The following is a 22776-nucleotide window of genomic DNA, read 5'->3' on the forward strand; positions in this document are numbered from 1 at the left end:
GTCCTCTCCGGGGCTCTCCCGACCTTGACATCCACAGCGAATCTGACGGACAGTCAGGTTCACTCGATGATGTGATGCCGGGAGGCCAGCGCCGTGCACCTCGCCCCGACCGAAGGCCAGTTGCGGCTCCGCGCCGAACTGCGGGAGTACTTCCACGATCTGCTGCCGGGCGGGCCTCCCGAGGACCCCGCCGCCCAGCGCGCACTGCTGCGCCGCATCGGCGCCGACGGACTGCTCGGCCTCGGCTGGCCCGTCGACTACGGCGGCCAAGGACGAGGCCCCGAAGAGCAGTTCGTGTTCTTCGACGAGGCCTACCGGGCCGGCGCCCCCGTCTCCATGGTCACCCTCAACACCGTGGGTCCGACCTTGATGAAGTACGGCACCCCGGAGCAGAAGGACTTCTTCCTGCCCCGGATCCTCAGCGGCGAGATCGTCTTCGCCATCGGCTACTCGGAGCCCGAGGCCGGCACCGACCTGGCCTCGCTGCGCACCCGTGCCGTACGCGACGGAGCGGACTGGGTCGTCGACGGGCAGAAGATCTTCACCTCCAACGCCCAGAGCGCAGACTGGATCTGGCTCGCCTGCCGAACCGATCCCGACGCCCCCAAGCACAAGGGCATCTCGATCATCCTGGTGCCCACCGACGCCCCGGGCTTCGCGTGGACCCCCATCGACACGGTCGGCGGGCTCACGACCACATCGACGTACTACGACGGGATACGCGTGCCCGCCGGGAACCTCGTCGGCCCCGAGCACGGCGGCTGGGGGCTGATCACCAACCAGCTCAACCACGAGCGCGTGGCCCTCGCCGCCATCGGCATGCAGGCCGAGGACTTCTACACGAGGGCCCTGCACCACGCCCGCACCCCCGATCCGGTCACCGGCGAGCGCCCCGCCGACCGGCCCTGGGTGCAGTCCCGGCTCGCCGAGGCACACGCCCGGCTGGCCGCCGTACGCCTCCTCAACTGGCGCCTCGTCCAAGACGTCGGCGGCGGCACCCTGGCCCCCGGCGACGCCAGCGGCGTGAAGTTCCTCGGCACCGAGTCCACCGTCGAGGTGTACCGGATGTGCCAGGACGTGGTCGGCGAGGAGGCCCTCGTACGGGGGCCCGCGGCCTTCGCCGGCGGCGAGCTGGAGCGGATGAACCGGGCCGCGCAGATCAACACCTTCGGAGGCGGGGTCAGCGAGGTCCAGCGCGAGATCGTCGCCATGATGCGGCTCGGCATGAAGGGAAGGAAGCGATGACCGCCACGGCGGACCAGGCAGCGGGAACGGGAGCGCGAGCGGGAGCAGGAACGGGAGCAGGAACGGGAGCGGGAGCGGACGCCGGTACGGGCGCGGGTACGGGCGCCGAGGAGGCCGCCCGGTTCCACGCGCTGCTCAAGACCTTCGAAGGGCGCGCCGCCGCCACCGCGGGACAGGGCAAGGACCCCGTCAACCAGCCGATGATCCGCCACTGGTGCGAGGCGATGGGCGATGCCGACCCCGCGTACACCGGTCCGGACGCCGTCGCCCCGCCCACCATGCTCCAGGCCTGGACGATGGGCGGGCTCTCCGGGCACGGCGACCGCTCCTCCGCCTACGACGAGCTCCTCGCCCTGCTCGACGGCGCGGGCTGCACCGCCGTGGTCGCCACCGACTGCGAGCAGGAGTACCTGCGGCCGCTGCGCCCCGGCGACACGGTCACCTACGACGCCGTCATCGAGTCCGTGTCCCCGCGCAAGACGACCAAGCTGGGCACCGGGCACTTCGTGACCACCCGCATGGACGTGCGTGCGGACGGCGAACTCGCCGGGACCCACCGCTTCCGGATCCTCAAGTACGCGCCCGCCGCCCCGCGGGAGAAGAAGCCCGCGGCCCGGCGCCCCCGCCCGGTGGTCAACCGCGACAACCAGGGCTTCTGGGACGGGGTCGCGGACCACAAGCTGCTGATCCAGCGCTGCACCGCCTGCGCGACCCTCCGCTTCCCCTGGCTGCCCGGCTGCAACGCCTGCGCGTCCCTGGACTGGGACACCGTCGAGGCCTCCGGCGCCGGCACGGTGTTCAGCTACGTCGTCATGCACCACCCGCCCTTCCCGGCCTTCGACCCCCCTTACGCGGTCGCGCTCGTCGAACTCGCCGAGGGCGTCCGCACGGTCAGCAACATCACCGGCGTCCCGTACGACAAGGTCCGCATCGGGATGCCCGTGCAGCTGGAGTTCCTGCGGGTCGACGAGGACCTGGAGCTGCCGGTCTTCCGAGGGAGCGAGGGCTGATGGACTTCCACCCCACCGAGGAGCAGGCCGCGGCGTCCGGGCTGGCCGGCCGGATCTTCCGCGACCTCGCCACCCACGAACGCCTCGCCGCTGCCGGCACCGGCAGCGACGCCGAGCTGTGGAAGGCCCTCACCGCCGCCGGACTGACCGCCGCCGTGGAGGACATCGGCCTGCTCGGCCTGGTGCTGCTGCTGGAGGAGCAGGGCCGCACCACCGCGCAGGTCCCGTACGCCGCCACCTGCGTGTACGGGATCCTGCCCGTCGCCGCGCACGGCAGCGCCGAGCAGCGCGTCCGGCTGCTGCCCGCCCTGGGCTCGGGCGAGGCGGTCGCCACCGGGGCCTTCCCGGCCCGCGGCCGCATCACCGCCACGCCGGACGGCCGGCTGACCGGGACCGCGCCCGTCGTGCCCTGGCTGCGCGATGCCACGCACGTGCTGGTCCCGGACACGGACCGGGCCCTGTGGCTCGTACGGACGGACGCGCCCGGCGTCGGGACGCCCGAGGTGGAGACCACCGCCCCATGGTCGGCGGGGCGGCTCACCCTGGCCGGGGCCGAGGCCGAACGGCTCGGGGACGGCCGGGCCTACGAAGCGGTACTGGCCACCGCCCGCACCGCCTTCGCGGGGCTCCAGGCGGGGGTCTGCGCGGGTTCCCTGGCCCGGGCCGTCGAGTACACCTCCACCCGCGAGCAGTTCGGCCGGCCGCTCTCCACGAACCAGGGGGTCATGCTGCGCGCGGCCGACGCGTACATGGACACCGAGGCGATCCGGGTCACCGCGTACGAGGCGGCCTGGCGGATCGACGAGGGACTTCCGGCGTGCGAGCACGCCCTGACCGCGGCCTGGTGGGCCTCCGAGGCCGGCACGCGGGTCGTGCACGCGGGCCAGCACCTGCACGGCGGGATGGGAGCCGACCTGGACCATCCCGTCCACCGGCACTTCCTCTGGGGGCGCCAGCTGGACGCGTACCTGGGCTGCGGCGGCGAGCTGCTGGCCGAGCTGGGCGCGCTCCTGTCCGACCACGCAGCACCCGAGGGGGACGACGCATGAACGTCGGCGACACACTGGCGCCGCTGGAGATACCGGTGACGCGCACGCTGATCGTGGCGGGCGCGATCGCCTCGCGCGACTACCAGGACGTCCACCACGACGCCTCGCTCGCACGCGAGAAGGGCTCCCCGGACATCTTCATGAACATCCTGACCACCAACGGCCTGGTCGGCCGGTACATCACCGACCGCCTCGGGCCGGGCGCCGTTCTGCGCAAGGTGGCCATCCGGCTCGGCGCCCCCAACCACCCGGGCGACACGATGGTCCTGACGGGCACCGTGGTCGCCGTCGACGGGGACCGGGCGGAGATCCGGGTCGTCGGCGCCAACGGCATCGGCCACCACGTGACCGGCACGGTCACCGTCACCGTCACGGCGGAGGTGGCGGCATGAGCGTCCGGCACCGCGACACGCTCGGCGGGCGCGCCGCCATCGCCGGCATCGGCGCGACCGAGTTCTCCAAGGACTCCGGCCGCAGCGAGCTGCGGCTCGCCGTCGAAGCCGTGCACGCGGCCCTCGACGACGCCGGGCTGACCCCCGCCGACGTCGACGGCATGGTCACCTTCACCATGGACACCAGCCCCGAGATCACCGTGGCCCAGGCCGCCGGGATCGGGGACCTCTCCTTCTTCTCCCGGATCCACTACGGCGGTGGCGCGGCCTGTGCCACCGTCCAGCAGGCCGCCCTCGCCGTCGCCACCGGGGTCGCGGAGGTCGTGGTCTGCTACCGGGCGTTCAACGAGCGCTCCGGCCGCCGCTTCGGCTCCGGGGTGCAGCAGCGCGAGCCCTCGGCGGAGGGCGCGGCGCTCGGCTGGTCCCTGCCCTGGGGGCTGCTCACCCCGGCCTCCTGGGTGGCCATGACCGCCCAGCGCTATCTGCACGCGTACAACCTGACCCCCGAGGCCTTCGGCCACGTCGCGGTCACCGACCGCCGGCACGCCGCGAACAACCCCGCCGCGTACTTCCACGGCAAGCCCATCACCCTCGCCGATCACGCCGCCTCGCGCTGGATCGTCGAACCGCTGCGGCTGCTGGACTGCTGCCAGGAGACGGACGGCGGTCAGGCCCTGATCGTCACCAGCACCGAGCGCGCCCGGGACCTGCGCCACGCACCCGCCGTGGTCACCGCTGCCGCGCAGGGCGCCGGGCGCCGCCAGGAGGGCATGACCTCCTTCTACCGCGACGACCTCACCGGGCTCCCGGAGATGGACGTGGTCGCCCGGCAGCTGTGGCGGACCAGCGGACTGCGGCCCTCGGACATCGACGTCGGCATCCTCTACGACCACTTCACCCCCTTCGTCCTGATGCAGCTGGAGGAGTTCGGCTTCTGCAAGCCCGGCGAGGCCGCCGACTTCGTCGCCGCGGACGCGCTGCCGCTCAACACCCATGGCGGCCAGCTCGGAGAGGCGTACCTGCACGGCATGAACGGCATCGCCGAGGCCGTCCGGCAGCTGCGCGGCACCTCCGTGAACCAGGTGGCGGGAGCCTCCCGTGCCCTGGTCACGGCCGGGACCGGGGTGCCGACGTCCGGGCTGATCCTGGGAGCCGACGGCTGAGTCCGCAGCCGCGGGCCGGTCCGCGGGCCGGTCCGTCGGCCGGTCCGCGCGCGTCCCCGGGGCGCCCGAGGTCGCCCTGCCCCTCCACCTTCAGGAGGTGGGGCAGGCCCCACCCCTACAACCTGAGATGGATCCAGTTTCGGCACCTGCGGCCGATCCCAGGTCCGTACCGCGCTTCTAGCGTGGAGCCATGACCACGCCTGTGTGCACGCTCGCCTCGAACCCGACGCCGTACCCGTCGTTCTCGGCGTACGTCCGGACCCGCGGCTCGGTCCTGATGCGCACCGCTCGCTCGCTCACCGCCAACCCGTGCGATGCCGAGGACCTGCTCCAGACGGCCCTCGCCAAGACGTACGTCGCGTGGGACCGCATCGAGGACCACCGCGCCCTCGACGGCTACGTCCGCCGGGCCCTGGTCAACACCCGTACCTCCCAGTGGCGCAAGCGCAAGGTCGACGAGTTCGCGTGCGACGAGCTCCCGGAGCCCGAGGAGACTCCCGCCTCCGACCCCGCCGAGGCGCAGGCGCTGCGCGACGCGATGTGGCGTGCGGTGACCCGGCTTCCCGACCGGCAGCGCGCGATGGTCGTCCTGCGCTACTACGAGGACCTGAGCGAGGCCCAGACCGCCGAGCTGCTCGGGGTCTCGATCGGCACGGTCAAGAGCGCCGTCTCGCGCGCACTGGTCAAGCTCCGCGAGGACCCGGAGCTCACCCCGGTCCGCTGAACGGGCCCGTGTTTCACGTGAAACATCGACGTTTCACGTGAAACGTCACCAATGAGTTGCCGTGTTTGTACCCCCGGGTAGTGACATGCCGACCGGTACGTGCGCAGAATCGGCTCCATCCGTAGCCGCCGCAGCGCCGCAGCGCTCACCGGGAGGACGCTTTGCTGAGCACCATGCAGGACGTACCGCTCCTCGTCACCCGCATACTCCAGCACGGGATGACGATCCACGGTAAATCCCAGGTCACGACCTGGACCGGGGAGGCCGAGCCGCACCGCCGCAGCTTCGCCGAGATCGGTACCCGCGCCACCCGCCTCGCCAACGCCCTGCGCGACGAACTGGGCGTTCAGCAGGACGACCGCGTGGCGACCCTGATGTGGAACAACGCGGAGCACGTGGAGGCGTACTTCGCGATTCCCTCCATGGGTTCCGTGCTCCACACCCTCAACCTGCGCCTGCCTCCAGAGCAGCTGATCTTCATCGTCAACCACGCGGTCGACCGGGTCGTGCTGGTCAACGGGACTCTGCTGCCGCTTCTGGTGCCGCTGCTGCCGCACCTGCCGACCGTCGAGCACGTGGTCGTATCCGGCATCGGCGACCGTTCCGGGCTCGAAGCCCTCGCGCAGGAGCGCGGCTTCCGCGTCCACGACTACGAGGAGCTGATCGCGGACCGCGCGACCTCGTACGACTGGCCGGAGCTGGACGAGCGCCAGGCCGCCGCCATGTGCTACACCTCCGGCACCACCGGCGACCCCAAGGGCGTCGTCTACTCCCACCGCTCGATCTACCTGCACTCCATGCAGGTCAACATGGCCGAGTCGATGGGCCTGACCGACAAGGACACCAGCCTCGTCGTGGTTCCGCAGTTCCACGTCAACGCCTGGGGTCTGCCGCACGCGGTGTTCATGACCGGCATCAACCTGCTGATGCCCGACCGGTTCCTCCAGCCCGCCCCGCTCGCCGAGATGATCGAGCGGGAGAAGCCCACGCATGCCGCGGCCGTCCCCACCATCTGGCAGGGTCTGCTCGCCGAGGTCACCGCCAACCCGCGCGACCTCACCTCGATGAAGCAGGTCACCATCGGCGGCGCGGCCTGTCCGCCCTCCTTGATGGAGGCCTACGACAAGCTCGGCGTCCGCCTCTGCCACGCCTGGGGCATGACCGAGACCTCCCCGCTGGGCACCATGGCGCACCCGCCGGCCGGCCTGAGCGAGGAGGAGCAGTGGCCGTACCGGATCACCCAGGGCCGCTTCCCCGCGGGCGTCGAGCCGCGCCTGGTGGGCCCCGGCGGCGACATCCTGCCCTGGGACGGCGAGTCGGCCGGTGAACTCGAGGTACGCGGCACCTGGATCGCGGGCGCCTATTACGGCGGTGCTTCCGGCGAGCCGCTGCGCCCCGAGGACAAGTTCAGCGCGGACGGTTGGCTCAAGACCGGCGACGTCGGCGTGATCAGCCCCGACGGGTTCCTCACGCTGACCGACCGCGCCAAGGACGTCATCAAGTCCGGCGGCGAGTGGATCTCCAGCGTGGAGCTGGAGAACGCGCTGATGGCGCACCCCGAGGTCGCCGAGGCGGCGGTCGTCGCCGTCCCGGACGACAAGTGGGGCGAGCGCCCGCTGGCCACCGTCGTCCTCAAGGAAGGCGCGACCGTGGACTACGACGGGCTGCGCGTCTTCCTCGGCCAGTCCATCGCCAAGTGGCAGCTGCCCGAGCGCTGGACGACCGTCGAAGCCGTCCCGAAGACCAGCGTCGGCAAGTTCGACAAGAAGGTGATCCGTAAGCAGTACGCGGACGGCGAGCTGGTCGTCACCAGGATCGGCTGAAGCGCGAACATCTGATGCTCAGCCCTGGGCGGCTTTGGTCAGCCAGGGCCGCAGCAGCCTGCTGACGGCCGGCATCGCCAGGTAGGTCATCAGCGTGCTGAAGACGACGGCGAAGGCGGCCGTCCGCAGGACGAAGTGCAGATTCACCAGATACGGCCCGAGCACCGCGTTGCCGACGAGCGAGATCGGGAAGATGGCCAGCCCCGAGCTGATCGCCATCTTCCAGCGCGGCGGCGCGGGCCGGGTCGTACCCGGCTTGGCGAACCAGGTCTCCATGCCGTGCAGTTCGCGCCGGGCTATCTCGGTGTGGTGGTGGCCCAGGCAGTTGGAGAACCACTGGGCCCGCTCGGCGGAGTCCTGCCACCGCTGGAAGGCCTCCTGGTTCCGGAAGCGGTGGACCAGGAACCACGGGCCGCCGTCCGCCGCCGGACGGAACAGTCCGTACCCCAGATGCCCGGGGAAGGTCGCGGCCGTCTCCAGGATCCCGTGGGCCCAGGCCTCGAACGCCTCCTCGTGGCCCGGCTCCACCTGCCGGGCGATGAGGAGGTTCACCTCCCCGTTGTCGGCGGGGACGGTCTGCTCGCGCGTGTCGATGATGGCCATCGGGCCAGGATGACTAGTTCGTTCCGATCTTGGCCAGCAGGTCCACGATGCGGCCCTGGACGTCCGCCGTGGTGGACCGTTCGGCGAGGAAGAGCACGCTCTCCCCCGAGGCCAGCCGCGGCAGTTCGTCCGGGGCGATCCCGGTGGCCGTGTAGACGACCAGGGGGGTCCGGTTGAGCTGCCCGTTGGCGCGCAGCCAGTCCACGATCCCGGCCCGCCGGCGCCGGACCTGCATCAGGTCCATGACCACCAGGTTGGGACGCATCCGCGTCGCCAGCTCCACCGCGTCGGTGTCCGCGCCCGCCCGCGCGACCTGGAGGCCGCGCCGTTCCAGGGCGGCCGTCAGCGCCGTCGCGATCTCGTCGCGCTCCTCGATCAGCAGCACGCGGGAGGGGTGCTGCTCGCTGTCGCGCGGGGCGAGCGCCTTGAGGAGGACGGCGGGGTCGGCTCCGTACGCCGCCTCACGTGTGGCGTGCCCCAGCCCGGCCGTGACCAGTACGGGGACCTCGGCGGCCACCGCGGCCTGGCGCAGGGACTGCAGGGCGGTCCGGGTGATCGGCCCCGTCAGCGGGTCCACGAACAGCGCGGCGGGGAACGCGGCGATCTGTGCGTCCACCTCCTCCCGGGAGTGCACGATCACCGGGCGGTAGCCGCGGTCGCTGAGCGCCTGCTGCGTCTGCACATCCGGCGCCGGCCACACCAGGAGGCGGCGCGGGTTGTCCAGGGGCTCCGGAGGCAGTTCGTCGTCCACGGGCAGCGGTACGGGCCGGTTGACGACCTCGACGGCGCCCCCGGGGCCGTCCAGCGGCTCGGGGCCCTCGTCCGCGCCCGCCTCGGGGGCTCCTATCGCGAACGCCCGTCCCTGGGGCGCGGGCTCGGCGAGCCGGCGACGACGGCCGGAGCCGCTCGTACCGCCCGCGCCGTCGGTGGAGCCGGAGTCGACGGAGATGCCCTGGCCGAGGGTGCCGAGGGCGCGCACGCTGATCGGCTGGGCGGCCTCCGCCGGGGTGTCCTTGGGCTGCCTGGCACCGGGGACGGCCACCGGGCCGGCGCCCTCCTCGTCCTCGGGAGCGGTACGGGCCGCCGGGACCGGCCAGGCCGGAGTGGCGGGCAGCGCACGCCGCCGACCGGTCGGCGGTACGGGCTCCTCCGCGGCCGGCTCCGCGGCGGGGGCCTCGGGCTCGGCGGCGGGCTCGGCGGCGGGCGCGCTCAGCACCCGGCGCCCGCGCCGCCCGGCCGGGACATCGCCCTCGGCCTCGCCGGGAGCGGGGGCCGGTCCGGCCGCGGCGGGGCCCTGCGCGGAGCCCGGCGCCGGTGCGGGAGCCGCTGCCGGGGTCGGGCCCGCGGGCAGGGCGAAGCCGCCTTCGGGGGCGATGGGACGTACGGGGGCCTGCGGGGCGGCGGCCTGAGCCGGTCCGAGGCCCGTCGCGGGTACGGGACCGCCGGGCTGAGGAGCGGCGGCCGAACCCAGCGCGCGCCGCCGCCCGGCGGGATGCTCGGTCACCGGAACCGGCGGCAAGGCGGGCGCCGGGGGTACGGGCGGAACCGGCGCGCCCTGCTGCACCGGGGGCACACCGGGACCGCGACCGGGTCCGGGAGACCCCTGCGGCACCGGCGGGAGCGCGGGCATGGCGGTGCCCTGCGGGGGCACGGGCCGGCCGGGTCCGCCCTCGCCGCCCGTCTCGCTTCCGTCGCCGTCCCGGCCGCGTCGGCGCCCGGTGCCCAGGCCCGCCGGGTTCACCGGGGACTGCGCGAGCTCGGGGCTCGCGGCGTCGACTCCACCGGACTCACCCGCCCGCCGCCGCCCGGACGGCAGCGCCAGCGCGCTCCCGCCCCCGGCGGCGCCGGTCGCCTTCGGCTCCTCGGCCGCGTCCTCCAGGAACGCGTCCACCCCGCGCCGTGCCCGCCGTCCGGCGGGGCCCTTGCCCGGGCCCTCGGTGGCCGCGGGCTCCTTCGCGGGCTCGGGCTTCGGCTCCGGCAGCGTCACCGTTCCGGCTCCCGCACCGAGCGGCAGCTCCAGTACGTACGCACCGCCGGGCGCGCCGGGTACCTCCACCGTCTGCAGCACACCACCGTGCGCGGCCACGATGCCCCGCACGATCGGCTCGTGCACCGGGTTGCCGCCCTCGTACGGCCCACGCACCTCGATCCGTACGACATCGCCCCGCTGCGCGGCGGCCACGACGATCGTCGAGTCGCCGTACCCGCTGCCCTGGGGGGTCTTGCCGGTGGCGTCCACCCCGGCGACGTCCGCGACCAGATGCGCGAGGGCGCCGGCGATCCGCTCGGCGTCCACCTCGGCCTCGATGGTCGGCGCGTGGACGGCGAACTGCACGCGGCCCGGGCCGATCAGCTCGACCGCGCCGTCGATGCCGGACGCGACGACCCCGTCGATCAGGACCTTCTTCTTCCTGAGCTTCTCGGTTCCCGCGTCGAGCCGCTGGAAGCCGAGCACGTTGTCGACGAGCGCGGTCATCCGGGAGTACCCGGCGGCCAGGTGGTGCAGCAGCTGGTTGGCCTCGGGCCACAGCTGCCCCGCGTCGTCGGCGGCCAGCGTGGCCAGTTCCCCCCGCAGCTCCTCCAGCGGCCCGCGCAGGGAATCGCCGAGGACGGCCAGCAGCTGGGCGTGCCGGGCGGCCAGCGCGTCGTAGGACCGCCGGTCGGTGAAGGTCATGACGGCGCCGACGAGCAGCTCCCCGTCCCGTACGGGCGAGGTGGTCAGGTCGACGGCGACGGGCTGCCCGGCCTTGTTCCACAGCACCTGGCCGCGCACCCGGTGCTTGCGGCCGCTGCGCAGGGTGTCGGCGAGCGGGGACTCCTCGAAGGGGAACGGCGAGCCGTCGGCGCGCGAGTGCTGGATCAGCCCGTGCAGCTCGCGGTTGCCGAGGTCGGTGGCGCGGTACCCGAGGATCTGCGCGGCGGCCGGGTTGACGAGGACGACCCGACCGTCGGTGTCCGTGCCGACGACGCCTTCGGCGGCGGCCCGCAGGATCATCTCGGTCTGCCGCTGTGAGCGGGCCAGCTCGGCCTCGGTGTCCACGGTCTCGGAGAGGTCCCGCACGACGAGCATCAACAGTTCGTCACCCGTGTACGCGGGCTGCGGCTCACGGTAGGCGTCGCGGCCGTCGAGGTGGGCGGCGGTGACCTCGACGGGGAACTCGGTGCCGTCGGTACGGCGCGCGACCATCCGCTTGGGCTTGGCCCGGCCGCCCTCGTCCTCGCCGGGCCGGCGCATGGAGCCGGGGATCAGTTTGGAGTCGAACTCGGGGAGGAGGTCCAGCACGCCGCGGCCGACGAGGCCGGTGCCGGGACTCTCCATCACTTCGAGGGCGATCGAATTCGCGTTGACGACCGTGCCGTTGGCGTTGACGAGCAACAGCGCGTCCGGAAGAGCGTCGAGTATTGCTGCGAGGCGAGCAGCGCCTCGGGATGGCCTGCTGCTCACGACGAGCTTCCTCCCTGACCACAACTACCGGCATGTCACGGGAGGAGTCTAAGGGCACTGCCCCGGCCTGAGGTGGCGGATGGTCGGTGGATACCGTGCATCCTTCGCATCCTCCCAGGTCAGGAGCGCCCACCCGGAAGCACAGGTTCCAGGTTGTTCCACCGGACGATCTCGCATCCGTCGGTCCGCCGGAACGTCGCGTCCACCTTGTGGCCTTGCCAGGTTCCGGTGACGTGCGCGGTGGCCGGGCCCCCGTCCTGCATGGTGCAGATCTGCCGCTTGGCGGTGGGGGCGAAGGGGTCCTTGTCCTGCTTCGCGAGGATGTCGAGGCGGTCGCAGGCCCGCTCGGCCTCGGGGTGGTTCCCGCCGACGGGGTTGCACTCGAGCAGGTACTCGCCGTCCGCCCGGGGGTTGCCGGTGGCGGACACGGTGATGGTGAGGCGGTCGGGCGCGGCCAGCAGCCGGCCCAGTGTCGGCAGCGGGGGCAGTGGCCCCGCTGCCGTGGCCGCCGAGGCGGCCAGGGCGGAGGTGACGGCGAAGGCGGCGAGACGCAGCATGGGGCACTCCAGGTCGTCCGTACGTCGTACACCTGACCAACGACGCGCGCCCGCCGACGTTGCGTACGGGCGCGCGTACGGACGGACGCGCCGGAAGGGCGCGTGGGAGGACGTACGGGAGGACGCGGACCGGGAGGCTTAAGGCTTTGCTCTGGTGGCGGCTGTCCTTGTACCGTGGGAGCGGATTGGTGAGCGGCCCTGTGGCTGTGTCATCATCTGCACGCACCCTCGTACGCGGGGGTGTGCTGGAGGCGTCGCCTAGTCCGGTCTATGGCGCCGCACTGCTAATGCGGTTTGGGTCTTAAAGCCCATCGAGGGTTCAAATCCCTCCGCCTCCGCACCTGCCGAAGCCCCGGTCCTGACGGACCGGGGCTTCGGTGCGTTCCGGGGTCTTGCTTTGACGCGTTCCGGCCAGGCCGACCACCGTCCCAACCCCGCCCCGACAGCGGTGCGGACCCACTTCGATGATCTTCATCTGGAGCGTTTCCGCAGGTCAGGCACGGTTTGGCTAATGGATTTCGCGTCCCGCCGAGGTCCATGTATTGTTGTTCTCGCAAGGCCAACGGGGCGCAAAACCCCGAGAAGCCCAAGCACTCGTAGCTTAACGGATAGAGCATCTGACTACGGATCAGAAGGTTGCAGGTTCGAATCCTGCCGAGTGCACAGCATGAGAGGCCCCCCGGTTCGCCGGGGGGCCTCTTGCGTTCTCCGGTGTCCTTCTCGGTGGGGAGGCGGGTCTCGGGGTTCTTCGGGGGTGGGGGTCGGTCCTGTGGGGGATGATCGGCCGGCCGGGGGTGGATACGGTCCTTGGAGACGGTTCGGAACGGTCGGGCCGCGAGAGGGGGACTGTCATGGGGCTGTTCGGGAACGCGCACACGGTCGATCCGATGTCGGCGCAGCGGGACTACGCGCGGCTGCTCGGGCAGGGGGAGCAGGTGCACGCCGCGTACCTGTTGATACGCGACACGATCCTGTTCACCGACCGGCGGCTCGTGCTCGTCGACAAGCAGGGCCTCACCGGGAAGAAGGTGGAGTACCACTCCATCCCGTACCGGAGCATCACGCACTTCTCCGTGGAGACCGCCGGGCATTTCGATCTCGACGCCGAGCTCAAGATCTGGCTCTCCGGGAGCGCCGCGCCGATCGAGAAGACGTTCACCAAGGGTGTGGACATCTACGAGGTGCAGGCGATCCTCACCCAGTTCGTCGCCAGGTAGTCACGCCTGTGGGCGGCGCTCCCTCCCTCGGCGCACTGGCTTCTGAATTTGGTTCGGCCTGCCGGTGAGATCGCAGGATCCTGTACTGTCGACGCACGGGTTTCAGGGGATGCGGAGGAAGATCGCGTGGACGACATCGACCGGGCGCTCGTCCTGCGCCTGCAGCAGGACGCGAGCCAGTCCTACGCCGCCCTCGGCACCGCCGTGGGGCTGTCGGCCGGGGCCACCCACGAGCGCGTACGCAAGCTGCGCGAGCGCGGGGTCATCCGGCGCACGACGGTCGAGGTGGATCCCGCGGCCGTCGGGAGCGGGGTGCTCGCGTACGTGATGGTCGACTCCAACGCCTGGATGGGGGACTCGAAGGCGGCCTTCGAGGCGATCGCCGAGATCCAGGAGGCGCACATCATCGCGGGGAGCGCCTCCGTCCTGGTGAAGGTGCGCACGGCCTCGACCGAGCAGCTCCAGGACGTCCTGCGCCGCCTCTACGCCGTCGACGGCGTCAGCGGCACGCACGCCACCGTCGTGCTGGACACCTTCTTCGAGCGGCCGCTCCCGCTGTGACCTGGCGGTGCACCGGGATCCGGTGGACCGGCGGCCTCCCCGCCATCGGGTGGTGGGCCGAGGGGCGCGGTGAGCGCAGCAGCCCGCTCGCGTACGGGCAGCGGCTGGCTTTCGCGGCCCGCGGGGAGCGGCACTGCCTCGGTGTGCGGCGGGCAGGGAAGCGGACCCCGTGTCCCACGGCCGCCATCGTGCCCGGCCGGGCCGGGAACGCCCAGTGCCCCGAATGCGCCCGCCTGGACCGGTCGTTCTCGGTGGCCGCCGACACCAATGCCGCCGACCCGCGCACCTACCGCGTCTACCTGGCCTGGTTCGGGCCCGAGATGGTCAAGGTCGGCATCACCGCCGAGGAGCGCGGCCCGGCCCGGCTGCTGGAGCAGGGCGCGGTGACCTGGACCTGGCTGGGGCGGGGGCCGCTGATGGCCACCCGCCGCACCGAGGAGCTGCTGCGGGCCGCCCTCGGGGTGCCGGACCGGATCGCGTACGCCCGCAAGCGCGCCGTACGAGGTCACCTGCCGGCGCCGGCCGACCGCGCCCGGGAGGTCGCCGAGCTGCACGCCCGGGCCGCGGCCCTGGAGGGCTGGCCGGAGTCGCTGGAGCGGCTGGAGTGCGAAATCGGCGATCACGCCGGGCCGTTCGGGCTGGACGGGCTGCCGGCTCCCGCGCGGGTGGTCACCGAGATGGTCCCTGGCGGGGCCGTCGTGGGCCGGCTCGCCGGCGCGGCCGGTCCCGATCTGCACTTCGCGGACGGGCTCGTGGTGGACACCCGGCTGCTCGCCGGATGGGAGCTCGTCGCCCCCGCCGCCGACGCCGCGACCGCCGTACCCGTCGCCGAACTGCCCCCGCTCGCCGCGCCCGGCGGGCAGGACGGGCTGTTCTGAGCAGCGGGGCCACACCGGCGGCAGGACGTCCAAGGTCAAAACTTGGATCCCTTTGGGCCCCCGGGCCCCTTTCCGGTGGACATGCCAGGGGGCCGCTGCGGAAGGTGGTGGGCATGAGCATCCAGCCCGTACCCGCCTACGAACCGCCGTACGTGATGGCGGTCTTCAGCAACATCCGCATGCCGGACGACACCGGATACCCGGAGACCAATCAGCGGATGAACGAGATCGTGGCCGCGAACCCGGGCTTCCTCGGCTACGAATCCGCCCGTACCCCCGGCGGCCTCGGCATCACCGTCGCCTACTTCCGCGACCACGAGTCCCTCGGAGAGTGGCGGCAGAACCTGGAGCACCAGGCGGCCATGAAGAAGGGCCGCGCCGACTGGTACGAGAGCTACACCCTGCACGTCGCGACCGTCGAACGGAGCCACGGCTTTGCCCGCAACGGCTGACGCGGTCCGCGCCTTCCGCGAGCGGCTCGGGCTGCCCGGACTGGTCGACGTCCACACGCACTTCATGCCCGAGCGGGTCCTGGCGAAGGTGTGGGACTACTTCGACGCGTTCGGGCCGCCGGGCGGCGTCGAGTGGCCCATCACCTACCGGCACGAGGAGGAGCAGCGGGTCGCGCTCCTGAGGGAGTTCGGGGTCCGCGCCTTCACCTCGATGCTCTACCCGCACAAGCCGGCGATGGCCGCCTGGCTCAACTCCTGGGCCGCAGACTTCGCCGCCCGGACCCCCGACTGCCTGCACACCGCCACCTTCTTCCCGGAGGACGGGGCCGAGGCGTACGTCCGGCAGGCCGTCGAGGCCGGGGCCCGGGTCTTCAAGGCGCACCTCCAGGTCGGCGGGTACGACCCGAACGACGACCGGCTCGACCCGGTCTGGGGGATGCTCGCCGATGCGGGCATCCCGACGGTGATCCACTGCGGGTCGGGGCCGGTCCCGGCCAAGTACACCGGACCCGAGCCGGTCGCCCGGCTGCTGGCCAGGCACCCACGGCTGCCCTTGATCGTCGCGCACATGGGCATGCCCGAGTACGCGGACTTCCTGGACCTCGCCGACCGGTACCCCGCGGTGCGCCTCGACACCACCATGGCCTTCACCGACTTCTCTGAGCGGTTCCGCGGCTTCCCGCAGACAGAGCTCGGGCGGCTCGCCGACCTCGGCGACAGGATCCTGCTCGGCACCGATTTCCCGAACATCCCCTACCCGTACGAGCACCAGCTGGAGGCCCTGGAGGGGCTCGGCCTCGGCGACGACTGGCTGCGCGCGGTCTGTCACGACAACGGGGCCCGGCTGTTCCGCCTGGTCTGAGCGGCCGGCCCGGCGCCGCTCGGGGTTTCTCAGGAAATTCACAGGTAGGGACAAGAACGCTCTCAGAGGCCGCGGCCAGCGTGGTCGCATGACTGCGACGACCACCTCCCATGCGTCCACGTCCACCAGCAACCCGACGGCCCTCGTCCGGCCCGACGGCGGCCCCTGCCGGGTGCTCGTCGTCGACGACGAGGCCTCGCTCTCGGAGCTGCTCTCGATGGCCCTGCGCTACGAGGGCTGCGAAGTCCGCAGCGCGGGCGACGGGGCCGGCGCGGTCCGGGCCGCGCGGGAGTTCCGGCCGGACGTCGTGGTCCTCGACATCATGCTCCCCGACATGGACGGACTCGCCGTCCTCGGCCGGCTGCGCCGGGAGATCCCGCAGCTCCCCGTGCTGTTCCTGACGGCCAAGGACTCCGTCGAGGACCGCATCGCGGGCCTGACGGCGGGAGGAGACGACTACGTCACCAAGCCCTTCAGCCTGGAGGAGGTCGTGGCCCGGCTGCGCGGCCTGGTCCGCCGCTCGGGCGCGGCGCACGCCGCCCGCGGGGGCTCCGTCCTGGCCGTCGGCGATCTGCGGCTCGACGAGGACAGCCACGAGGTGTCCCGGGGCGGCCGGGAGATCCACCTGACCGCCACGGAGTTCGAGCTCCTGCGCTACATGATGCGCAACCCGCGGCGCGTGCTGAGCAAGGCGCAGATCCTGGACCGGGTGTGGTCCTACGACTTCGGCGGCCAGGCCAATGTCGTCGAGCTGTACATCTCCTACCTGCGGCGCAAGCTGGAGAGCGGTCCCGGCTACCCGCCCATGATCCACACCCGGCGCGGCGCCGGCTACCTGATCAAGCCGGCCGAGTAGTGGCCCTCCCCCCGCCGCGGCCGCGTCCCGCCTTCCGCCTGCCCCGCCCCTTCCGCCCGGTCCGCTCCTGGTCCCTGCGGGCCCGGCTCGTCGTCTCGGCGGTGGCGCTGATCGCCGTGGTGGGCACGGCCATCGGGGCCGTCACCACCCTCGCGCTGCGCTCGTACCTGGTCGACAAGCTCGACGACCAGCTGAGGGTCTCCGTCGACATGGGCATCCGCAAGCCCCTTGAGGAGAAGGCGCTCCGCGACAAGGACGACAAGTTCGTCCTCGCCCCCGGCACCCCGCTGGGCGCCGCCGGGATCCGGCTCCTCGCCGACGGCACGGTCGCCAGCACGGCACGCAGCGCCGCCGTCGGCGGGCCCGGGTACGACCACATCCAGCGCCTGACCCAGGCCCAGAGCGAGGCCCTGGCCCGAGCCGCCCGCAAGGCCGCCGCACACGGCATGCCCGGCCCGGTGAACCTGGACCTTCCGGACCTCGGCGCGTACCGGGTGCTCACCGCCCCGGACGGGCGCCTCGTCCTCGGCTTCCCGCTCGCCGAGGTGGACTCCACCGTGAGCACGCTGATCGCCGTGGAGGTCTTCGTCACCCTCGCCGGGCTGATCGCGGCCTCCCTCGCCGGACAGGCCCTGGTCGGGGTCGCCCTGCGCCCGCTGCGCCGGGTGGCGGCCACCGCCACCCGCGTCTCCGAACTCCCCCTGCACAGCGGCGAACCCGCCCTCCACGAGAGGGTCCCGGAGGCCGAGGCCGACCCCCGTACCGAAGTGGGCCAGGTCGGCGCCGCCCTCAACCGGATGCTGGGACACGTCTCCTCCGCCCTCACGGCCCGCCAGCAGAGCGAGACCCGGGTCCGCCAGTTCGTCGCGGACGCCAGCCACGAGCTGAGGACGCCCTTGGCCTCCATCCGCGGGTACGCCGAGCTGACCCGCCGCGGACGGGAGGAGCCCGGCCCCGACACCCGGCACGCCCTGGGCCGCATCGAGTCCGAGGCGACCCGGATGACCGGCCTCGTCGAGGACCTGCTGCTGCTCGCCCGGCTCGACGCGGGCCGCCCGCTGAGCTCGCAGGACACCGACCTCGCCCCGCTCGTCGTCGACGCCGTCAGCGACGCCCGGGCCGCCGGGCCCGAGCACCACTGGCGCCTTCAGCTTCCCGACGAGCCCGCGCCCATCCGTGCCGACCCGGCCCGGATCCAGCAGGTCCTGGTCAACCTGCTCGCCAACGCCCGTACGCACACCCCGCCCGGCACCACCGTCACCGCCCATGTTTCACGTGAAACATCCGCCGTCCGGCTGCGGATCGAGGACGACGGGCCCGGCATCCCGCCCGCCCTGCTCCCCCACGTCTTCGAGCGGTTCGCCCGCGGCGACGCCTCCCGCTCCCGGGCAGCGGGCTCCACCGGCCTGGGGCTGGCCATCGTCGAGGCCGTGGTGACGGCACACGGCGGACAGGTCGACGTACACAGCGAGCCCGGGCTCACCTGCTTCGAGGTCCTGCTCCCGCTCGCACCGGACCAGACCCCGAGGACGAGCCCCCGGGCGGACTCCCGGGCGGACTCCCGGGCGGAGCCGCGGGTGCAGTCCCGGACGGACTCACAGACAGGGCACAGGCTCACCACACAGCGGTGACAGCCCGCCCGGAGAAGGTCGGTGCATGCGAACCGACACCTCCTCCGGCGCCCTTCCGGCACGGGCGCACCTCGCGCCCGTGCCCGGCGAGCCCGTACTCGACGTGGTGATCCCGGTCTTCAACGAGGAGACGGACCTCGGCCCGTGCGTGCGCCGGCTCCACGACCACCTCACCCGTACGTTCCCGTACCCGTTCCGCATCACGATCGCCGACAACGCGAGCACCGACCGCACCCCCCAGATCGCGGCCGCCCTCGCCGCCGACGTCGACGGCGTACGCAGCACCCGGCTGGAGGAGAAGGGCCGCGGCCGCGCCCTGCGGACCGTCTGGTCCCGCTCCGAGGCGCCCGTCCTCGCGTACATGGACGTGGACCTGTCCACCGACCTCAACGCGCTGCTGCCGCTGGTCGCCCCGCTCATCTCCGGCCACTCCGACCTCGCCATCGGCACCCGCCTCGCCCGCTCCTCGCGCGTGGTGCGCGGCGCCAAGCGGGAGTTCGTCTCCCGCGCCTACAACCTGCTCCTGCGCTCCTCGCTCGCCGCCCGCTTCAGTGACGCCCAGTGCGGGTTCAAAGCCATCCGGCGGGAGGTCGCGGAGCGGCTGCTGCCGCTGGTGGAGGACTCGGGCTGGTTCTTCGACACCGAGCTGCTGGTGCTCGCCGAGCGGGCCGGGCTGCGGATCCACGAGGTTCCCGTCGACTGGGTGGACGACCCGGACTCCACCGTCCACATCGTCAGCACCGCCACCGAGGACCTCAAGGGCATGTGGCGGGTGGGCCGGGCGCTGGCCGTCGGAGCACTGCCGCTGGACCGGCTCGCCCGCCCCTTCGGCGACGACCCGCGCGACCGCAGCGCCCTGCCCGGCGTGCCGCGCGGGCTGGCCCGCCAGCTCCTCGGCTTCTGCGTCATCGGGGCGCTGTCCACGCTCGCCTACCTCGCCCTGTACTCCCTCTTCCGGCTCGGCGCCGGACCACAGCTCGCCAACGCCGGCGCGCTGCTGGCCTCCGCCGTCGCCAACACCGCCGCGAACCGCCGGCTCACCTTCGGAGTCCGCGGCCGCGACCGGGCCGTACGCCACCAGGCCCAGGGCCTCGTCGTGTTCGGCGTCGGACTGGCCCTGACCAGCGGATCGCTCGCCGCCCTCGGCGCCGCCACCTCCGCCCCCTCCCACAGCACCGAACTGGCCGTGCTGATCACGGCCAACCTCGCCGCGACCGTGCTGAGGTTCCTGCTCTTCCGCGCCTGGGTCTTCCCCGAGCGGCGCGCCACACCCGCGAAGGACGACACCCGATGACCACGGCCGTACCACCCATGGACTCCCCGTTCCCCGAACGGGCCCCGACCGCTCCGTCCACCCCGACCGCCACCTCCGGCGCCGGCACCGCGACCGCAGGGCGCCCCCGCTGGGAGCGGCCCGCGTACGCGGCGCTCCTGCTGGCCACCGCCGTCCTGCTGCTGTGGAACCTGGGCGCCTCCGGCTTCGCCAACTCCTTCTACTCCGCCGCCGTCCAGGCGGGCAGCGAGAGCTGGAAGGCCTTCTTCTTCGGTTCCTCCGACGCCGGTAACTCCATCACCGTCGACAAGCCCCCGGCCGCCCTGTGGCCCATGGCGCTGTCCGTCCGGCTGTTCGGGCTCGGCGGCTGGCAGATCCTCGTCCCGCAGGCCCTGATGGGCGTCGGCACCACCGCCGTGCTCTACGCCGCCGTACGCCGCCACTTCGGGCCCGCCGCCGCACTGGTCAGCGGCGCGGTCTTCGCGCTCACCCCGGTCGCCGCGCTGATGTTCCGCTTCAACAACCCGGACGCGCTGCTCACCCTGCTGCTGACCGTCACCGTCTACTGCGTCCTGCGCGCCCTCGACGGCGCGCACACCAAGTGGCTCGTCTGGGCCGGCGTCGCGGTCGGCTTCGCCTTCCTGACCAAGACCCTCCAGGCCTTCGTCATCCTGCCGCCGCTCGCCCTCGTGTACGCGGTCTGCGCGCCGACCCGGCTGCGCCGCCGGCTCGGCCAGCTGCTGCTCGCCGGAGCCGCCATGGTGGTGGCCGGCGGCTGGTGGGTGGCGATCGTGGAGCTCTGGCCCGCGTCCTCCCGCCCGTACATCGGCGGCTCGCAGAACAACTCCTTCCTGGAGCTCACCCTCGGCTACAACGGCCTCGGCCGGATCAACGGCGACGAGACCGGCAGCGTCGGCGGCGGCGGAGCCCGCCCCGGTGGCGGTGGCGGTGGCGGTGGCGGCGGTGGCGGCTGGGGGGAGACCGGCATCGACCGGCTGTTCTCGGCCAACATCGGCGGACAGATCTCCTGGCTGCTCCCGGCGGCCCTGGTCCTGCTCGTCGCCGGAATCGTGATCACCTGGCGGGCCCGCCGGGCCGCCGACTCCCTGGAGGGCATGGCCCGGGCGGCGTTCCTGGTGTGGGGCGGCGCCCTGCTGATCACGGCGCTCGTCTTCAGCTACATGCAGGGCATCTTCCACGAGTACTACACCGTGGCGCTGGCGCCGTTCGTGGCCGCGCTGGTCGGCATGGGCGTGGCGATGCTGTGGGAGGAGCGGGGCGGCAAGGCCGCCGCGCTCACCCTGTCCGGCACCCTCGCCCTGACCGCCTGGTGGTCGTACGTCCTGCTCGGCCGCTCGAGCGGATACCTGCCGTGGCTGCGCTGGACGGTCCTCGTGGCCGGCCTCCTCGCCGCCGCCGGGCTGCTGTTCGGCGCCCGGCTCGGCCGCCGGTTCGTGCTGGGTGCGGCGGGGCTGGGGCTGGCGGCTGCGCTGGCCGGTCCGCTCGCGTACTGCCTGACGACCGTGGACTCCGCGCGCAGCGGGTCGATCGTGACGGCCGGTCCCGCGGTCTCGGGCGGCCGGGGCGGCATGGGCGGTATGGGCATGCGCTTCGGTGGCGGCGAACTCTCGCCGGGCATGGGCGCGCAGCAGGGCGGCCCGCAGGGTCAGCAGGGCGGCGGTCCGCAGGGCGGGCCCGGACAGTTCCCCGGCGGCCAGGGCTTCCCGGGCGGTCAGGCCGGCCGGCCCGGTCAGGGTGGCCAGGGTTTCCCGGGCGGCCAGGGGGCCGGCGGCGGGCGCGGTGCACGCGGCATGGAGAACTTCGCGGGCGGCCCCGGCGGTGGCGGCGGCTTCGGCGGCCTGCTGAACGGCACGAAGGCCGGCAAGGAGGCCACGGCCGCCCTGCGCAAGGACGCGGGGAAGTACACCTGGGCGGCGGCCGCTGTCGGCGCGCAGAACGCGGCGAGCTACCAGCTGGCCTCCGGCGAGCCGGTGATGCCGATCGGCGGCTTCAACGGAAGCGACCCGTCCCCGACGCTCGCCAAGTTCCAGGAGTACGTGCGCGCCGGGAAGATCCACTACTTCGTCGGTGAGGGCGGCGGCTCGGGCGGCGAGGGGCAGGGCACGCGCGGCGGCCCGGGCGGTGGTCCGGGTGGTGGCACCAGCAGCGCCATCACGAGCTGGGTCAAGGCCAACTTCAAGACCACCACGGTCGGTGGGGCCACCTTCTACGACCTGACCGCCCCCCTGAACGGCACGTCCGCCCCGTCCTGAACCTGCCGGAACGCGGGAGGCACCCTCTAGCATCAAGTGGGCGGACCGGGCATTCCGGGCTGATCCAGTTGTCGTGAGGAGGGTGCCTCCATGGTGACCACGGCCGATCCCGGCGCTTCCCGGACCAGCGTGTGGCTGGCCCCCGGGCACTCCGCACCCGCCAGGCGCCGCAGCGAGGCGCCTTCGGGTCTCGACCGGGACCGGATCACCGGAGCCACCGTCCGGCTGCTCGACGCCGAGGGGCTGGCCCGGTTCTCCATGCGGCGGCTCGCGGCCGGGCTCGGGGTCACCGCGATGTCCCTGTACTGGTACGTCGACACCAAGCACGACCTGCTCGAACTCGCCCTGGACCGGGCCCTGGGCGAGCTCCCGCTGCCCCGCAGCGCCCCGGCCGAGCCGATCGCACCCGCCGCGCCGCCCCAGGAGGGCTGGACCGGCCGGCTGAGGTCGCTGGCCTGCGGCTACCGGCGGCTGCTGGCGGAACACCCCTGGGTGGCGCCGCTGACGGCCGCGTACCCGAACATCGGCCCGCACGCGCGGGCCTTCGACACCGCGCTGCAGCGGCTGCTCGACGCCACCGGCCTGGCGGGTGCCTGCCGGACCGGCGCCCACCTGGCCGTGTCGCAGTTCCTGCACGGCTGCGGGGGCGCCGCGCGGCGGGCGTCCGACGGGGACTTCGTCCTCGCGCTCGACGTCCTGATCGCGGGCATCGAGGCGAAGGCCACCGCCCGGCCGGGGGTGTAGGAAACCCCCGCCGGGCGC

Annotated in this window: 20 protein-coding genes and 2 tRNA genes; 19 read left to right on the forward strand and 3 right to left on the reverse strand. The window is 73.1% G+C overall.

Annotated elements, in window-relative coordinates; all coding sequences use genetic code 11:
• Positions 1-93 precede the first annotated feature (93 nt).
• The 7 genes from ACFXGI_RS09715 (at position 94) to ACFXGI_RS09745 (ending at position 7406) form a co-directional block, all read left to right on the forward strand.
• A complete protein-coding gene (locus ACFXGI_RS09715) occupies positions 94-1245 on the forward strand; it encodes an acyl-CoA dehydrogenase family protein (RefSeq protein WP_384704885.1) in 1152 nt (383 codons plus the stop codon).
• On the forward strand, positions 1242-2255 hold the full coding sequence (locus ACFXGI_RS09720) for a bifunctional MaoC family dehydratase N-terminal/OB-fold nucleic acid binding domain-containing protein (RefSeq protein ID WP_384704886.1): 1014 nt from the start codon (positions 1242-1244) through the stop codon (positions 2253-2255). The genes ACFXGI_RS09715 and ACFXGI_RS09720 overlap by 4 nt, the downstream gene beginning before the upstream one ends.
• Positions 2255-3304, forward strand: a complete 1050-nt coding sequence (locus ACFXGI_RS09725) for an acyl-CoA dehydrogenase family protein (RefSeq protein WP_384704887.1) — start codon at positions 2255-2257, stop codon at positions 3302-3304. Before ACFXGI_RS09720 ends, ACFXGI_RS09725 begins: the two co-directional genes overlap by 1 nt.
• Positions 3301-3696, forward strand: a complete 396-nt coding sequence (locus ACFXGI_RS09730) for an acyl dehydratase (RefSeq protein WP_384704888.1) — start codon at positions 3301-3303, stop codon at positions 3694-3696. The genes ACFXGI_RS09725 and ACFXGI_RS09730 overlap by 4 nt, the downstream gene beginning before the upstream one ends.
• Entirely contained in the window at positions 3693-4859 is a 1167-nt protein-coding gene (locus tag ACFXGI_RS09735) for a lipid-transfer protein (protein WP_384704889.1), read from the forward strand. Before ACFXGI_RS09730 ends, ACFXGI_RS09735 begins: the two co-directional genes overlap by 4 nt.
• A gap of 190 nt (positions 4860-5049) precedes the next feature.
• Positions 5050-5583: a SigE family RNA polymerase sigma factor gene (locus tag ACFXGI_RS09740; RefSeq protein ID WP_030153345.1), complete on the forward strand. Its 534-nt coding sequence runs from the start codon at positions 5050-5052 to the stop codon at positions 5581-5583.
• Positions 5584-5744: 161 nt separating this feature from the next.
• The gene (locus tag ACFXGI_RS09745) at positions 5745-7406 is read left to right on the forward strand and encodes a long-chain fatty acid--CoA ligase (RefSeq protein WP_384704890.1); all 1662 of its coding nucleotides are present in this window, start codon (positions 5745-5747) and stop codon (positions 7404-7406) included.
• An 18-nt stretch (positions 7407-7424) separates the two neighbouring features.
• Here ACFXGI_RS09745 and ACFXGI_RS09750 read toward each other — a convergent pair whose 3' ends face one another.
• From ACFXGI_RS09750 to ACFXGI_RS09760, 3 genes are all read right to left on the reverse strand, one after another.
• Positions 7425-8009, reverse strand: coding sequence for an antibiotic biosynthesis monooxygenase (locus ACFXGI_RS09750; RefSeq protein WP_384704891.1), 585 nt, complete (start codon positions 8007-8009; stop codon positions 7425-7427).
• A 13-nt stretch (positions 8010-8022) separates the two neighbouring features.
• Positions 8023-11454: a PAS domain-containing protein gene (locus ACFXGI_RS09755; protein WP_384704892.1), complete on the reverse strand. Its 3432-nt coding sequence runs from the start codon at positions 11452-11454 to the stop codon at positions 8023-8025.
• Between the two features lie 119 nt (positions 11455-11573).
• Complete coding sequence (locus ACFXGI_RS09760) at positions 11574-12011, reverse strand: SSI family serine proteinase inhibitor (RefSeq protein ID WP_384704893.1); 438 nt, start codon at positions 12009-12011, stop codon at positions 11574-11576.
• 247 nt (positions 12012-12258) lie between these two features.
• Here ACFXGI_RS09760 and ACFXGI_RS09765 point away from each other — a divergent pair.
• The 12 genes from ACFXGI_RS09765 (at position 12259) to ACFXGI_RS09820 (ending at position 22758) form a co-directional block, all read left to right on the forward strand.
• Positions 12259-12349: transfer RNA gene (locus ACFXGI_RS09765), tRNA-Ser, on the forward strand.
• Between the two features lie 252 nt (positions 12350-12601).
• Positions 12602-12674, forward strand: a tRNA-Arg gene (locus ACFXGI_RS09770).
• A gap of 188 nt (positions 12675-12862) precedes the next feature.
• Positions 12863-13228 (forward strand): PH domain-containing protein, encoded by a 366-nt coding sequence (locus tag ACFXGI_RS09775; RefSeq protein WP_053692457.1) that lies wholly within the window; start codon positions 12863-12865, stop codon positions 13226-13228.
• 126 nt (positions 13229-13354) lie between these two features.
• Complete coding sequence (locus ACFXGI_RS09780) at positions 13355-13789, forward strand: Lrp/AsnC family transcriptional regulator (protein ID WP_030857900.1); 435 nt, start codon at positions 13355-13357, stop codon at positions 13787-13789.
• On the forward strand, positions 13786-14667 hold the full coding sequence (locus tag ACFXGI_RS09785) for a DUF2797 domain-containing protein (RefSeq protein ID WP_384704894.1): 882 nt from the start codon (positions 13786-13788) through the stop codon (positions 14665-14667). Before ACFXGI_RS09780 ends, ACFXGI_RS09785 begins: the two co-directional genes overlap by 4 nt.
• Positions 14668-14780: 113 nt before the next feature.
• Positions 14781-15119: an antibiotic biosynthesis monooxygenase family protein gene (locus ACFXGI_RS09790; RefSeq protein ID WP_384704895.1), complete on the forward strand. Its 339-nt coding sequence runs from the start codon at positions 14781-14783 to the stop codon at positions 15117-15119.
• On the forward strand, positions 15103-15981 hold the full coding sequence (locus ACFXGI_RS09795) for an amidohydrolase family protein (protein ID WP_384704896.1): 879 nt from the start codon (positions 15103-15105) through the stop codon (positions 15979-15981). The genes ACFXGI_RS09790 and ACFXGI_RS09795 overlap by 17 nt, the downstream gene beginning before the upstream one ends.
• An 88-nt stretch (positions 15982-16069) precedes the next feature.
• A complete protein-coding gene (locus ACFXGI_RS09800) occupies positions 16070-16837 on the forward strand; it encodes a response regulator transcription factor (RefSeq protein ID WP_030857904.1) in 768 nt (255 codons plus the stop codon).
• A gap of 38 nt (positions 16838-16875) precedes the next feature.
• Positions 16876-18468: an ATP-binding protein gene (locus ACFXGI_RS09805; protein ID WP_384704938.1), complete on the forward strand. Its 1593-nt coding sequence runs from the start codon at positions 16876-16878 to the stop codon at positions 18466-18468.
• Between the two features lie 25 nt (positions 18469-18493).
• Positions 18494-19762: a glycosyltransferase gene (locus ACFXGI_RS09810; protein ID WP_384704897.1), complete on the forward strand. Its 1269-nt coding sequence runs from the start codon at positions 18494-18496 to the stop codon at positions 19760-19762.
• A complete protein-coding gene (locus tag ACFXGI_RS09815) occupies positions 19759-22014 on the forward strand; it encodes an ArnT family glycosyltransferase (protein WP_384704898.1) in 2256 nt (751 codons plus the stop codon). The genes ACFXGI_RS09810 and ACFXGI_RS09815 overlap by 4 nt, the downstream gene beginning before the upstream one ends.
• A gap of 90 nt (positions 22015-22104) precedes the next feature.
• On the forward strand, positions 22105-22758 hold the full coding sequence (locus tag ACFXGI_RS09820) for a TetR/AcrR family transcriptional regulator (RefSeq protein ID WP_384704899.1): 654 nt from the start codon (positions 22105-22107) through the stop codon (positions 22756-22758).
• The last annotated feature ends 18 nt before the right edge of the window (positions 22759-22776 follow it).

This window comes from Streptomyces sp. NPDC059355 (genome assembly GCF_042752335.1).
Taxonomy (GTDB): Bacteria; Actinomycetota; Actinomycetes; order Streptomycetales; family Streptomycetaceae; genus Streptomyces.

Excerpts from the sequence above, each read along its gene's own strand:
- ACFXGI_RS09720 (WP_384704886.1), top strand. The coding sequence starts at position 1,242 with ATGACCGCCACGGCGGACCAGGCAGCGGGAACGGGAGCGCGAGCGGGA.
- ACFXGI_RS09725 (WP_384704887.1), top strand. The coding sequence starts at position 2,255 with ATGGACTTCCACCCCACCGAGGAGCAGGCCGCGGCGTCCGGGCTGGCC.
- ACFXGI_RS09730 (WP_384704888.1), top strand. The coding sequence starts at position 3,301 with ATGAACGTCGGCGACACACTGGCGCCGCTGGAGATACCGGTGACGCGC.
- ACFXGI_RS09735 (WP_384704889.1), top strand. The coding sequence starts at position 3,693 with ATGAGCGTCCGGCACCGCGACACGCTCGGCGGGCGCGCCGCCATCGCC.
- ACFXGI_RS09740 (WP_030153345.1), top strand. The coding sequence starts at position 5,050 with ATGACCACGCCTGTGTGCACGCTCGCCTCGAACCCGACGCCGTACCCG.
- ACFXGI_RS09750 (WP_384704891.1), bottom strand. The coding sequence starts at position 8,009 with ATGGCCATCATCGACACGCGCGAGCAGACCGTCCCCGCCGACAACGGG.
- ACFXGI_RS09760 (WP_384704893.1), bottom strand. The coding sequence starts at position 12,011 with ATGCTGCGTCTCGCCGCCTTCGCCGTCACCTCCGCCCTGGCCGCCTCG.
- ACFXGI_RS09775 (WP_053692457.1), top strand. The coding sequence starts at position 12,863 with ATGGGGCTGTTCGGGAACGCGCACACGGTCGATCCGATGTCGGCGCAG.
- ACFXGI_RS09790 (WP_384704895.1), top strand. The coding sequence starts at position 14,781 with ATGAGCATCCAGCCCGTACCCGCCTACGAACCGCCGTACGTGATGGCG.
- ACFXGI_RS09800 (WP_030857904.1), top strand. The coding sequence starts at position 16,070 with ATGACTGCGACGACCACCTCCCATGCGTCCACGTCCACCAGCAACCCG.
- ACFXGI_RS09810 (WP_384704897.1), top strand. The coding sequence starts at position 18,494 with ATGCGAACCGACACCTCCTCCGGCGCCCTTCCGGCACGGGCGCACCTC.
- ACFXGI_RS09815 (WP_384704898.1), top strand. The coding sequence starts at position 19,759 with ATGACCACGGCCGTACCACCCATGGACTCCCCGTTCCCCGAACGGGCC.
- ACFXGI_RS09820 (WP_384704899.1), top strand. The coding sequence starts at position 22,105 with ATGGTGACCACGGCCGATCCCGGCGCTTCCCGGACCAGCGTGTGGCTG.